This is a genomic window from Pseudomonas tolaasii NCPPB 2192, from assembly GCF_002813445.1.
GTDB classification, from domain to species: Bacteria; Pseudomonadota; Gammaproteobacteria; order Pseudomonadales; family Pseudomonadaceae; genus Aquipseudomonas; species Aquipseudomonas tolaasii.
In genome coordinates, this window is the sequence record NZ_PHHD01000001.1 from 6,661,477 (window position 1) to 6,674,667 (window position 13,191).

The following is a 13,191-nucleotide window of genomic DNA, read 5'->3' on the forward strand; positions in this document are numbered from 1 at the left end:
GTTGTTTGCGAGGTCCTGGAAAGCAGGCCTGCGCTGTCATCCTTATCGCAAACGCCGTGCCACTTTTCTGAAAATCCCTGAAGGCCTTTAGACATCAGGGCCAAGGGGCTGCAATCGTCCCGTCGCACGCCGGAGAAGGTGGCGGATTTCCGCCCACTCGCCGAATCTCGTCCTACAATTTGGCGGATATCCGCCTTGTCGCCCTGTCCGGTGATGGCTACCATCGGCCATTCCATGGACGAGGCCCTCACATGCGTGAACGTACCATCGCCAGTCACTACGCCCGGGCCGCCCTCGGCGGTGCGCGCCGGTCGGGTTACGACTACTCGGGCCTGTTGCATCAAGTCGGCATCACGCCCGAACTGCTGACCGAGCCCCGCGCCCGCATTGCCCCCGAGCAATTTACCCGGTTGCTGCAAGTGCTCTGGCTGGCGCTGGACGACGAATACCTGGGCTTTGCCGAAGGCCCGAGCAAACGCGGCACTTTCGCCATGATGTGCCACGCGCTGATTCACTGCCGCACCCTGGAGAAGGCTCTGGAGCGCGGCTTATTATTTTATAGCCTATTCCCGCAGGGTCCGCGCTGGCAGCTGACCAGAGAGGGCGACATGGCGCGCTTGAGCCTGGACGACTCACAGTTGTGGGACCCGGACCACTTCCTCAGCGAATGCCTGCTGGTGATCTGGCATCGCCTGGGCAGTTGGCTGATCGGCCAGCGCATCCGCCTGCACCAGGCCACTTTCAGCTACCCGGCGCCGGCGCATGCCGGGGAATACGACCTGCTGTTTCCCTGCACTCAGGTATTCGGCGCGCCGAACAGCAGCCTGGTATTTCCCGCCCGCTATTTGACGCTGCCGCTGTTGCAGGACGAGCGCACCCTCAAACACTTTCTGGAGCGCTCCCCCGCCGACCTGTTGTCGCGCCCCGACGAAGGCGACAGCCTGAGCAGCCAGTTGCGTCGCTTGCTCAGCCGCGATCGCACACCCTGGCCGGATCTTGAAGCCGTCGCCCAGCACCTGCACATCAGCCCGCAAACCCTGCGCCGGCATTTGCGGGAAGAAGGCACCAGCTTTCAGGCGCTCAAGGATGAGCTGCGGCGAGATATCGCCATCTACCATTTGGGGCGTGCGGACTTGTCGTTGCAGGAGATCGCCGAGCAGTTGGGGTTTTCCGAACCGTCGGCGTTTCATCGGGCGTTCAAGAAGTGGACAGGGTTGACGCCGGGGGCTTATCGCGAGCAAGAGCATTAGCCATGTGGCGCCTGTACCGGCCTCATCGCGGGCAAGCCCGGCTCCCACAGTTTATCGGGTTTCTCTGTGGGAGCTGGCTTGCCTGCGATGAGGCCGGCACAGTCACTGAAGATCACACCGCCGGAAAATGAATCCTGAACGCCGCCCCGCCCAGCGGCGAATCGCCCAGGGTCAAGCGGGCGCTATAGCTTTCAATGATGTCCTTGACCACCGCCAGGCCAATGCCCTGCCCCGGATGCTGGCGGTCCAGCCGCTCACCCCGCTGCAGAATCCGCGCACGCTGATCGGGGGGCACGCCGGGGCCGTCATCTTCGATGCACAACTCGGTGCCTTCCAGGCTTTCGACCAGGCTGATGCGCACTTCGCGCACACACAGGCGATAGGCGTTTTCAAGCAGGTTGCCGAGCATTTCCAGCAGGGCGCCTTTCTCGATGGGCACGTCGCAGTCCGGCGGCAGGTCGAATGCCACGGTTACGCGTTTATCCCGATAGACCTTGTCCAGCGTGTCGCACAGGCTTTGCAGCACCGGCTCCAGGCGCACCTGATGGCGCACCAGGCCGCTTTTGCGCAGGCTGGCGCGCTGCAACTGGTAGCCGATCTGCTGGCTCATGCGTTCGATCTGCGATTGCAGCACCCAGGCCTGGTCACGGTCTTCAGGGCGCTGGGCCATGTCTTCGCTCACGCCCTGCAACACCGCCAGCGGGGTTTTCAGGCTGTGGGCCAGGTCGTCGAGGGAATCGCGATAGCGCGCACGCTGCTCGCGTTCGCTGTGCAGCAAACGGTTGAGGGAACCGGTCAGCCGCAGCAATTCACGCGGGTGCTCTTCGGACAGGCTCCCACGGGTGCCGCCTTCGATTTCGTCAAGCTCCTGGCTTAACCGGCGCAGGGCTTGCAAACCCCAGGTCAGGCCGAGCCACAGTAAGGTCAGGAGTACCAGCAACGCCGCGCCGAAGCCCAGGTAGAGGTTTTCCTGCAACCCTTCAAGGGTCAGTTGGTATTCACGCACCGGTTGCAACGCAACGATACTGAATGCCGCGCTCTTGCCGCCGAGCAGCTTGACCTCCACGTCATAGACGAAGAATTCCTGGCCATTGGCTTCGCGGATGCGCGCAAATTCGTTGCCGCGCCCGTCATAGCGCGGCTTGTAGTTGATGTTTTCTTCCTGGGTTGCCCGCGAGCGCCACACCAAATGGCCTTCGCGGTCGTAGATATAGCCCAGCAGGCGGCTGTCGGTGAGGTTGAAGCGCTCGTCCGGCAACTGTGCCGGCATCAGCAGGCGGTTGTTTTCCACGCGCGCGGCGGAGATCAGCGTGGTGACATCCGACGCCAGGCGCTGCTCGATGGAATCCTGCAGCGCCAGGCTGAACGCGCCTTGCATGGCGGGCAACAAACCGAGCATGAACAACACGGCCAGGGTGGTGGCCGCGAGCATCAGGCGTACGCGTAACGAGCGAATCAACGGCAGCGCTCATTGAACAGGTAGCCCAGGCCACGCACGGTGTCGATCGGCTTGAACCCGGCCGGGCCTTCCAGCTTGCGGCGCAGGCGCCCGACCAGCACTTCGATCACGTTCGGATCACGCTCGTCGTCATCGGGGTAAAGCTGTTCCATCAAGCGGTCCTTCGCGACCACTTGCTGATGATGGCGCATGAGGTATTCGAGAATCCGGTACTCATAAGCCGTCAGTGCCAGCGGCTGTTCATCCAGCGACGCTTGCTTGCGATTGAGGTCCAGCAGCAAGGGCCCGGCGACGATGGTCGACTGGGTAAACCCGCTGGAGCGACGCAGCAAGGCGTTCATCCGCGCTTCCAGCTCTTCGAACTGGAACGGCTTGACCACGTAGTCGTCGGCGCCGGCCGCCAGGCCTTCAACCTTGTCCTGCCAGTTGCCGCGGGCGGTAAGGATCAGGATCGGGAACGTCTTGGCCTGGGTACGCAATTGGCGGATCAGGTCCAGGCCGCCCATGCCGGGCAGGCCCAGATCGATGATCGCCAGGTCATGGTTGAATTGGCCGGTCTGGTACAGGGCTTCTTCGGCATTGGCCACGGCTTCGACCACATGCCCGCTGTCTGTCAGGCGAGTCAGCAGGTGATGACGCAGCAACGCCTCATCTTCAACCACCAGCAATTTCATAAGGCTCTCCAAGGCGATTCAACTGTCCGACTGGGGGATATCATAGCGGCCCTGCAAGTCTTGCGGGCGCAGTTTGTTGCCATTGTATTGGCCTGTGAGGTGTTCGTAGCCGGTGCGGTAGGCCGGTTGCGGGGCAACAAGCCCCAGAGACTGGCCCCACGGCGCGGGCTGGCTGCCGGCATCTTCAAAGCTGACACGCTGAATCAGGTTGCCGGATTTTTTGGTTTTTTCGCCAAATGCCGCAAACGCGCCGTCGCTGGCCTGAACCCCGGCGGTGGCACTGAGCATGGTTAACGCCAACATCAGCTTTTTGATCGCAGTCATGGTGCTTGCCTCTACGCGTTTTGGCTGTAGGGCCAGACTACGCAGGCGCCCCTGAACTCCCCCTGAACAGGCTCTGAACCGCGCCTGAACCGTTTCGGGCTATCCACCGGCGCGCCAACTGACGCAAAATACCGCGCATGACGCCCCTACCCGCTTGCTGCACCCCACTCGACGCCCGTTGGCCACTGCCCGACCCCTTGCCGGGCACGGTGTTTCTCAGTACCCGGTTCGATCCGGCCTTGCTTGTGGCTGGCGATTTCCAGCGCAGCGCCGTACCGCCCCCGGCCAGCATTCAGCGCTCGGTGGCCAAGCGCCAGGCCGAATTTCTGGCCGGTCGCGTGTGCGCCCGCGCGGCGCTGCAACAGCTTGATCATCTGGACTGCGTGCCCGCCATCGGTGAAGACCGTGCGCCGGTATGGCCTGCGCATATCAGCGGCTCCATCACCCACAGCACCGGCCACGCGGCGGCGATTGTCGGGCACAAGGCGCAATGGCGCGGGCTGGGGATGGACCTGGAAAACATGCTGCCTCTGGAGCGGGCGGAACGCCTGGCCGGGGAGATTTTGACGGCGGATGAGATGCTGCGCATGGCATCGGTGCCGCGCGAGCAAGTTGCTTTAGTCGTGACGCTGACGTTTTCAGTGAAGGAAAGCCTGTTCAAGGCGCTCTACCCGATTGTGCAGAAGCGCTTCTACTTTGAGCATGCCGAGGTGGTGGAGTGGTCGGAATCGGGTCAGGTTCGGCTACGGTTGCTGACGGATCTGTCGGCCGAGTGGTGTCATGGCAAAGAATTGGAGGGGCAGTTCGCGGTGGACGGGGAGCAGTTGTTGAGCCTGGTGGCCGTCGGCGCCTGACAGGTTGCTATCGCAGGCAAGCCAGCTCCCACATTTGACTGCATTCCAAACCTGGAACCCGGTCAAATGTGGGAGCTGGCTTGCCTGCGATGGCGCTTTCAAGCTTTATCCTGATCCCTCGGCCAACTCAAGCTGAAGCACGCCCCGCCCAGGTTATTGCTCTTGCCGATCAGCGCCCGCCCGCCGTGCCAATAGATGATCCGCCGCACAATCGACAACCCCAACCCATGCCCGCCCGATGCACGCGTACGGCTGTCGTCCAGGCGCAGAAACGGCGTAAAGATCCGTTCCCAGGCGCTTTCCGGCACACCGGGCCCGTCGTCTTCCACATCAATGCGGCACCGCACCTGCCCTACCTGATAACTGATCAGCACCCGGCCCTGGGCATGGCGCATCGCATTACTCACCAGATTTTGCAGCGCGCGGTGCAGGTAGCGCGGCTCGGCATCGACCCACGCGTCATCCAAATGTGCCGATGAGAGGCAAATACCGCGCGCCACGCTGACTTGAGGGCGCAGTGGCGACAATTCGCCGATCACCTGATCAAGCAATGCACTGAGGTCGACCCGCTGAAAATTCAGCTCCGGCGCGCCTTGTTCCAGGCGCGCGTAGGTGAGCATTTCATCCACCAGGCCATCAAGGTCCTGGATGTCGCTGTCCATGCCTTCCATGTATTTGCGCCGGGCTTCAGGGGTCGCCGCGTCGCCGACCATTTCGAGGCCAAAACGCAGGCGCGCCACCGGGGTGCGCAATTCATGGGACACGGCGCGCACCAGTTCGCGCTGGATCGCCAACAACTGCTGTAAATGCTCGGCCATGCCATTAAACGCTGCCGCCAGGCGCCCGACCGAGTCAGCGCCTCGGGCCGGCACGCGCACCTCCAGGTTGCCTTTGGCAATGCGCGTGGCCGCGGCCTCCAGGCCTTTGAGGCGCCGCTCCAGTTGGCGCACCAGTAAATAGACGATCAAACCGATCAGGGTCAGGCTGATCAGCGCGATGAGGATCAGCCACTGCGGCGGATACGGGTTCATTTGATACAACGGACCGATTTCCAGCACCCACGGCGTGCCGACCATACCGGCAAATACGCGAATCGAGTCACCCCCCTTGCCCAGGGCCATCACCGTGTCGCCTTCGGACACCCGGCGGCGCTGGTCTTCGTCCATGTCCGCCTGGTCAAGGGTCATCAGGTGCATCTCAAAGCCAAAGCCTTTGGCTTCCTTTATATCCGCCAGGCGTTGCGGCTGTTCGGCTACCGGGAAGCGCACCAATTCATCGGCCAGCAGGTAAATAGTCGCACGAGCCAGTTGTTCGCTGATCTGCTGCACCTCGCCCGTCAGCACCAGTTGTTCCTGTTCGCTGACCAGGCGCAGCACCCGTGCCGCGTGAGGGCCGGTCTGCTCGACCAGCACCTGACCGCGCTGCAGACGGTTACGCTGGCTGAGGTCCAACTGCGAGTCCGCAAGGCTGCGCAATTCCAGGGGAATACCCAGCAGGCGCTCCCACACCGCCAGGGCACGCTGGCGCTCGATGGGGCTCATGGGTTGCAGGTTGTCGCCCATCAGCGCAAAGGTGCCGTGGGCGAGGCGCTCTCGGTACTGCCCGCTGCGCACTTCGTTGAGCAGGTGCAGCGCCAGCACGCCGAGCAACGCCACCAGAATCAGCGCCGCGCACATGCCGCCGTAGATGCGCAGGAAGATCGAGTTCACAGCGGCATGTCGGCGCAGGCTTCAGGGACGAACAGGTAGCCTTTGCTGCGGATGGTCTTGATCAGGCGCGGGTGAATGGGGTCATCGCCGATTTTCGGGCGGATGCGTGAAATGCGCACATCGATGGAGCGGTCCTGGCCGTCGTAGCCCACGCCGCGCAAGGCGATGAAGATTTCTTCGCGAGACAAAATGCGCCCGGCGTTGGCCACCAGCAGCCACAACAGGTCGAACTCGGCGCTGGTCAGCTCGATGCCGCCCTCGTTCAGCCAGGCTTCGCGCAGGGCGTTATCCACCACCAGTGGGCCGAACTGCAGGCGGCGCTGGTTTTCCACGCTCGCCGGCTCTGCCGGTTCGCTGCGCCGCAGCAGGGCCTGGATGCGCGCCAGCAACAGGCGCGGGCGCACGGGTTTACACACGTAGTCGTCGGCACCCATGTCCAGGCCGAGCACCTGGTCCATGTCGTCGGTGCGCGCGGTAAGCATCAGGATCACGCCGTCGTAGCTGTCGCGCACCTTGCGGCAAATGCTCAGGCCGTCTTCGCCGGGCAGCATGAGGTCGAGAATCACCAGGTCCGGCTGCTCGGCGATGATGCGCGCGGCGGCGCTGGCGCCGTCACTTTCCACCGACACCCGCAAGCCATTGCTCTCCAGGTAATCGCGGGTCAGTTCGGCCAGTCGCTCGTCATCTTCGACGATCAATATTTGCCAGGCTTCTTGCTCCACGGGTGGTCCTCGTTGTTGTTAGACGTTCTTCTGACCGGTGGAGATCAAACTGTGGGAGCCGGCTTGCCCGCGAAAGCGCAGTGTCAGCCACTGAATAGGGTGCTGATACACCGCCTTCGCGGGCAAGCCCGCTCCCACAGTTTTGATCCCCGTCGGTCGTACCCTGTTTGTCATGTTTTGAGGGCATAACTGAAGCCGATTGTAGCCATGGGCCAGCCCTTCAGCACAAGCCGGGAAATCCATTCGGTGATCGCGTTTTTTTATGATAGGGTTCGCGCCCTTCGAAAATCGGCAGGTTGTTTTAACGCCGAAACATTTAATGACAAACGGTCCAATCCAGCAGCTATGCGGCCTACACGGCCATTCACCCTTTCTTACACATTTTACTCACAGCGTTATCCACAGGTTACTGCGTTGCTAACCCCTCAAAAACGCATTATCTTGTACCTCGGCGCCTTGGAAGACCCTACATGTGGGGTTTTCGGCAAAAGCGCCCAACCACACAAGTGGCTAAAAACTCAAGCGTTTTATTGCTACCGCAGCATGGAACCAACCGATTTTCAGTAGACCAAACCGCTCACGCGGATGGCAGCTGTTTCCCATCCCCGATATGGAAAACGGTACGGGTGTTGCAGGAAGAGCCTGGCACTCGCAATCAAATATAGAACGTGGAGACAACCCCCCATGCAAACCGACACAACTCGCGAGAACCCGCAAGGCTCCGTGCCGCAGGCCGCTGATTCAAACCTGGATCTGTCCGCCACCGCACCCGGCCAATTGCGAGTGATCAAGCGTAACGGCACTGTCGTTCCTTACACCGATGACAAAATCACCGTCGCCATCACCAAAGCGTTTCTTGCAGTTGAAGGCGGCACCGCTGCTGCCTCGTCGCGCATCCACGACACCGTTGCCCGTCTGACCGAACAAGTCACCGCAACCTTCAAGCGTCGCATGCCGTCGGGCGGCACCATCCACATCGAAGAAATCCAGGACCAGGTCGAACTGGCCCTGATGCGTGCCGGCGAACAGAAAGTCGCCCGCGACTACGTGATCTACCGTGATGCCCGCTCCAAGGAGCGCGCCGTGCGCTCCCCGGCTGAAGAAGCTGCGGTGCAGGCTCACCCGTCGATCCGCATCACCCTGGCCGACGGCAGCTTTGCACCGCTGGACCTGGGCCGCCTGAACACCATCATCACCGAGGCCTGCGAAGGCCTGGAAGAAGTCGACGGTGACCTGATCCAGCGCGAAACCCTCAAGAACCTGTACGACGGCGTGGCCCTGACCGACGTCAACACCGCCCTGGTGATGACCGCCCGTACCCTGGTTGAACGCGAGCCGAACTACTCGTTCGTGACCGCGCGCCTGCTGATGGACACTCTGCGTGCCGAAGGCCTGGGCTTCCTGAAAGTCGCCGACAGCGCCACCCACCACGAAATGGCCGACCTGTATGCCAAGGCTCTGCCGGCCTACATCGCCAAGGGTATCGAATTCGAATTGCTGAACCCGGTTCTGGCCACCTTCGACCTGGAAAAACTCGGCAAGGCGATCAACCACGAGCGTGACCAGCAGTTCACCTACCTGGGCCTGCAAACCCTGTACGACCGTTACTTCATCCACAAGGACGGTATCCGCTTCGAACTGCCGCAAGTGTTCTTCATGCGCGTGGCCATGGGCCTGGCGATCGAAGAGAAGCAGAAAGAAGACCGTGCCATCGAGTTCTACAACCTGTTGTCGTCCTTCGATTACATGTCGTCGACCCCGACCCTGTTCAACGCCGGTACCCTGCGTCCACAGCTGTCCAGCTGCTACCTGACCACCGTGCCGGATGACCTGTCGGGCATCTACCACGCGATCCACGACAACGCCATGTTGTCCAAATTCGCCGGCGGCCTCGGCAACGACTGGACGCCGGTGCGTGCACTGGGTTCGTACATCAAGGGCACCAACGGCAAGTCCCAGGGCGTTGTACCGTTCCTGAAAGTGGTGAACGACACCGCCGTCGCCGTGAACCAGGGTGGCAAGCGCAAAGGCGCTGTATGTGCCTACCTGGAAACCTGGCACATGGACATCGAAGAGTTCATCGAGCTGCGCAAGAACACCGGTGATGACCGTCGTCGTACCCACGACATGAACACCGCCAACTGGATCCCAGACCTGTTCATGAAGCGCGTCTTCGATGACGGCAAGTGGACCCTGTTCTCGCCTTCCGAAGTGCCGGACCTGCACGACCTGACCGGTAAAGCCTTCGAAGAGCGCTACGAGTACTACGAAGCGCTGACCGAGTACCCAGGCAAGGTCAAACTGTTCAAGACCATCCAGGCCAAAGACCTGTGGCGCAAAATGCTGTCCATGCTGTTTGAAACCGGCCACCCGTGGCTGACCTTCAAAGACCCGTGCAACCTGCGCAGCCCGCAGCAGCACGTGGGCGTGGTCCACAGCTCGAACCTGTGCACCGAGATCACCTTGAACACCAACAAGGACGAGATCGCCGTTTGCAACCTGGGCTCGATCAACCTGCCGAACCACATCGTCAACGGCCAGCTGGACACCGCCAAGCTGCAACGCACCGTGAACACCGCCGTACGCATGCTCGATAACGTAATCGACATCAACTACTACTCGGTACCACAGGCGCAGAACTCCAACTTCAAGCACCGTCCGGTCGGCCTGGGCATCATGGGCTTCCAGGACGCGCTGTACCTGCAGCACATTCCTTACGGTTCGGATGCTGCGGTCGAGTTCGCCGACAAGTCCATGGAAGCGGTCAGCTACTATGCGATCCAGGCTTCCTGCGACCTCGCCGACGAGCGTGGCGCCTACGAGACGTTCCAGGGTTCGCTGTGGTCCAAGGGCATCCTGCCGCTGGATTCGCAACAGATCCTGATCGAAGCCCGTGGCCAGAAGTACATCGACGTTGACCTGAACGAAACCCTGGACTGGGCGCCGGTACGTGCCCGCGTGCAGAAAGGTATTCGTAACTCCAACATCATGGCCATCGCACCGACCGCCACCATCGCCAACATCACCGGCGTGTCGCAGTCGATCGAACCGACCTACCAGAACCTGTATGTGAAATCGAACCTGTCGGGCGAATTCACCGTGATCAACCCGTACCTGGTTCGCGACCTGAAAGCCCGCGGCCTGTGGGACTCGGTCATGATCAACGACCTGAAGTACTACGACGGTTCCGTGCAGCAGATCGAGCGCATCCCGCAAGAACTCAAAGCGCTCTACGCGACCGCCTTCGAAGTGGACACCAAGTGGATCGTTGACGCCGCCAGCCGTCGTCAGAAGTGGATCGACCAGGCTCAGTCCCTGAACCTGTACATCGCCGGCGCTTCGGGCAAGAAGCTGGACGTGACCTACCGCATGGCCTGGTACCGTGGCCTGAAAACCACTTACTACCTCCGTGCCCTGGCGGCGACCAGCACCGAGAAGTCGACCATCAACACCGGCAAGCTGAACGCTGTGTCCAGCGGCGGCAACCACGGTGACGATTCGGTTCTCGCCGCTCCAGCCGGCCCGGCGCCAGTGCCAAAAGCCTGCGCGATTGACGAGCCGGATTGCGAAGCTTGCCAATAAGCTGAGCCAGCCCCGGGCTTGAACGCCCGGAGCTGAAAAAACCGATAAACCTTGATGCTTGGGGTTTATCGGTTTTTTTGTTTCCGGTCAGACGAAGGTATAGGCGTTGCCCTGTTGAGGCGCGCCACCGCGTGCGCCCCACAGCTCCACGCGCCCACCCATTACCGCCATTGAATGACCGCCATAATCCACCACGCCCAGCTTGCCGCTGGCCAGCTCTGAGCTCGAAGACTGCCGGTAAAGCCCTTTCAACCCGAGCCGGTCCAACGCCTCCCAGCCCATCTCCCCATTGTTCAGGCTCTGCATGGCATGGGCGAAACTCTGTTTTGCCGCATTGGGGTTGTCATCAAACCCGTTGCCTGCCATTTGAGCGCGTTTGGCGCTCACGGCGTACATGAAGTTGGCGTCGGTCATCATGGCCGGATCAGTACCTTGAAATTCAGCATACCGCGCCGCTTGCTTCAGCTCATCCCTGGATAAATGAAGCTCGAAACCGTCTTTCATCGTCACGTCATAGCCATCACCGGCCTGCTTCACCTCTTTGAACACGTCGGTAGGTTTTTGGCCAAACTGCATCATGGCCGCCTTGATGGCAGAGACGGTGACGCAATTGCCATCCGGACCTTGCTTGAAACCACTCCAGATGTTGCCAGGCTCCCTGCCACTGCCCGGTTTTTTACCGGGGGCTCGGTGATCAGGTGTGTAGCTGAAGTGACGAGCGCCTTCGGAAAAAGGCTTGTTGTTCATCGGCTCGCTGCCGCCGAAATGCTGCGGGTTAACCCTGCCGCCACCCCCACCGCCCCTGAACGGCGGGACAGGCGGCGCGGCGTTATCTTCTTCAGGAAACAACGCTTTGATCAGCCGCTTGAGAAATTCGAGGAACCTCTCGAATGACTCGTCGGCCAGCTTATTCAGAATGCCCTTGAATTTCTCGTCCCCCATCTGCTCGCGCAAGGCATGCAATTTCTCACGCGAGCTTTGGATCAATGGCGCTTTGGAACCTTGTTCTGCGTCATACAGTTCATTAAGCACGGTTTTGACCGCACTCACCTCGACATCGGCCGCCACAGGCGCCGACTCCGTTCGAATGGCAGCGAACCGCGCCCCTCCGCTCCCCAGCCCTGATACCCCGAAACTCAACATGCCCAGCCCTCACGTTAATGGGTGAGCCACGAAGGCTCCGACACAATCAGTGGCAAAGTGGAGACAGGCGGTTCCATGGTTCCTGCTTCACGGCGGCCAGTAACCGACAGGCACAAAAAAGCCCCTCGCAAGAGGGGCTTTGTGTGAAGCGCCGAACCATCAAGTCATCTGGATGATGGTCTGCATGATGGTGCTCTGGGTGGAGATGGTCTTGGCGTTCGCCTGATAGTTGCTCTGGGCCTTGATCAGGTCCACCAGCTCGTTGGTCAGGTTGACGTTGGAGTTCTCCAGGGAGTTGGCCACGATAGCGCCCAGCGTGCCGGATTGCGGGGAGTCATAACCCGGCTGGCCCGAAGCGAAGGTTTCCTTCCAGGTAGTGCCGCCGTTGGGCTGCAGGCCCTGCTCGTTGTTGAAGCTGGCCAGGGAGATCTGGCCGATGGCTTTACTCTGCTGGTTACTGAAAGTGGCGAACAACACGCCGCTGCCGTCGATTTTCAGGCCGGTGATCTGACCGGTCGCGTAGCCGTCAGTAACCGGAGGGTTGCGATAGGTCGCCGAGTTGTACTGGGTGATGTTGGCCATGTTGATGGCGATGCCGCCCGGGTTGGCTGTCGCGCCGTTCGCCTTCCACACGCCATTGGTCACGGTACCCGGCACCCAACCTGTCAATTGCAGCGTGGTGCTGGTGCTGGTGCCGGTGACAATCCCGGTGAGTTTGCCGGAACCGTCAAAACTCAAGGTCGACGCCGTCGGTGGAGTGGAGCCGGTGCCGGTCGGCGCCGAACCGTCAGGGTTGCGGCCATCGATCAAGGTGTAGGACTTCCAGGTGTTGGAGTCTGTCTTGACCAGGTACTGCACCATCGCGTGGGAGTTACCCTGGCTGTCATACAAGGTAGTCGGGTATTGCGTGGTGAAGGTGCTGGTGTCGGTTGGGTCAAACGGCTTGGCCGTCTGGTCGATCACTGGCGAGGACGAGTTCAGGTTACTGGTGGAATCCACCTTGGTGGAGGCCTTTGGTGGCAGGTTCGCCAGGTTCAGTTGCAGGTCGACCAGGCCACCCTTCTGAATGTTGCCGTCGGCATCTGCGGCATAGCCTTGCAGGCGCGAAGTGCCGGTATTGTTGGTGATGTAGCCGTCCTTGTCGGAACGGAACGAACCGCTGCGGGTATATTCCAGCGAACCGTCGCTGCCCTTCTGAACGAAGAAGCCGCCGCCCTGGATGGCCATGTCCAGAATACCGCCGGTGTTGTTGACGTCACCCTGGGTGAATTGCTGGGACACAGCCGCCAGGTTCACCCCGTTGCCGACGCTGTTCTGACCGGTGCCCAGCTTGGACGCCGCGTAAATGTCCGAAAATTCGGCACGGGACGACTTGAAACCGGTGGTCGCGACGTTGGCGATGTTGTTGCCGGTCACGTCCAGTTGTTTGTTGGCCGCATAGAGGCCGCTAAGGCCGATGTTAAAAGACATGTTT

General features: G+C 61.0%; 10 protein-coding genes. 3 read left to right on the forward strand and 7 right to left on the reverse strand.

From position 1 onward, the window contains the following. Positions 1-251: 251 nt before the first annotated feature. Entirely contained in the window at positions 252-1,250 is a 999-nt protein-coding gene (locus tag ATI14_RS30460) for an AraC family transcriptional regulator (protein WP_016973687.1), read from the forward strand. 112 nt (positions 1,251-1,362) lie between these two features. On the opposite strand, the gene ATI14_RS30465 is transcribed toward ATI14_RS30460, so the two are convergent. The 3 genes from ATI14_RS30465 to ATI14_RS30475 are packed head-to-tail and all read right to left on the reverse strand — an operon-like array spanning position 1,363 to position 3,707. Beyond that, positions 1,363-2,709, reverse strand: coding sequence for an ATP-binding protein (locus tag ATI14_RS30465; RefSeq protein WP_016973688.1), 1,347 nt, complete (start codon positions 2,707-2,709; stop codon positions 1,363-1,365). Further along, positions 2,706-3,383, reverse strand: a complete 678-nt coding sequence (locus tag ATI14_RS30470; RefSeq protein WP_016973689.1) for a response regulator transcription factor — start codon at positions 3,381-3,383, stop codon at positions 2,706-2,708. The genes ATI14_RS30465 and ATI14_RS30470 overlap by 4 nt, the downstream gene beginning before the upstream one ends. An 18-nt stretch (positions 3,384-3,401) precedes the next feature. Next, positions 3,402-3,707 carry a hypothetical protein gene (locus ATI14_RS30475; protein ID WP_016973690.1) on the reverse strand — a complete coding sequence of 102 codons (306 nt, stop codon included), beginning with the start codon at positions 3,705-3,707 and terminating at the stop codon, positions 3,402-3,404. Between the two features lie 137 nt (positions 3,708-3,844). Between ATI14_RS30475 and ATI14_RS30480 the strand changes: the two genes are divergently transcribed. Further along, positions 3,845-4,561 carry a 4'-phosphopantetheinyl transferase family protein gene (locus tag ATI14_RS30480; RefSeq protein WP_016973691.1) on the forward strand — a complete coding sequence of 239 codons (717 nt, stop codon included), beginning with the start codon at positions 3,845-3,847 and terminating at the stop codon, positions 4,559-4,561. A 98-nt stretch (positions 4,562-4,659) separates the two neighbouring features. On the opposite strand, the gene ATI14_RS30485 is transcribed toward ATI14_RS30480, so the two are convergent. Together ATI14_RS30485 and ATI14_RS30490 are read right to left on the reverse strand one after the other, a co-directional pair. After that, positions 4,660-6,270, reverse strand: coding sequence for an ATP-binding protein (locus ATI14_RS30485; protein WP_016973692.1), 1,611 nt, complete (start codon positions 6,268-6,270; stop codon positions 4,660-4,662). After that, on the reverse strand, positions 6,267-6,992 hold the full coding sequence (locus ATI14_RS30490; RefSeq protein ID WP_016973693.1) for a response regulator: 726 nt from the start codon (positions 6,990-6,992) through the stop codon (positions 6,267-6,269). Before ATI14_RS30490 ends, ATI14_RS30485 begins: the two co-directional genes overlap by 4 nt. Positions 6,993-7,676: 684 nt before the next feature. On the opposite strand from ATI14_RS30490, the gene ATI14_RS30500 reads away from it, so the two are divergent. Beyond that, the gene (locus ATI14_RS30500; protein WP_016973694.1) at positions 7,677-10,574 is read left to right on the forward strand and encodes a ribonucleoside-diphosphate reductase subunit alpha; all 2,898 of its coding nucleotides are present in this window, start codon (positions 7,677-7,679) and stop codon (positions 10,572-10,574) included. Between the two features lie 87 nt (positions 10,575-10,661). Here ATI14_RS30500 and ATI14_RS30505 read toward each other — a convergent pair whose 3' ends face one another. Continuing rightward, on the reverse strand, positions 10,662-11,642 hold the full coding sequence (locus ATI14_RS30505; protein WP_016973695.1) for a hypothetical protein: 981 nt from the start codon (positions 11,640-11,642) through the stop codon (positions 10,662-10,664). A 234-nt stretch (positions 11,643-11,876) separates the two neighbouring features. Further along, a complete protein-coding gene (flgE, locus tag ATI14_RS30510) occupies positions 11,877-13,187 on the reverse strand; it encodes a flagellar hook protein FlgE (protein ID WP_016973696.1) in 1,311 nt (436 codons plus the stop codon). Between the last annotated feature and the right edge of the window lie 4 nt (positions 13,188-13,191).

Coding starts and splice junctions, on each gene's coding strand:
- ATI14_RS30460 (WP_016973687.1), top strand. CDS start 252: ATGCGTGAACGTACCATCGCCAGTCACTACGCCCGGGCCGCCCTCGGC.
- ATI14_RS30470 (WP_016973689.1), bottom strand. CDS start 3,383: ATGAAATTGCTGGTGGTTGAAGATGAGGCGTTGCTGCGTCATCACCTG.
- ATI14_RS30475 (WP_016973690.1), bottom strand. CDS start 3,707: ATGACTGCGATCAAAAAGCTGATGTTGGCGTTAACCATGCTCAGTGCC.
- ATI14_RS30480 (WP_016973691.1), top strand. CDS start 3,845: ATGACGCCCCTACCCGCTTGCTGCACCCCACTCGACGCCCGTTGGCCA.
- ATI14_RS30500 (WP_016973694.1), top strand. CDS start 7,677: ATGCAAACCGACACAACTCGCGAGAACCCGCAAGGCTCCGTGCCGCAG.
- flgE (WP_016973696.1), bottom strand. CDS start 13,187: ATGTCTTTTAACATCGGCCTTAGCGGCCTCTATGCGGCCAACAAACAA.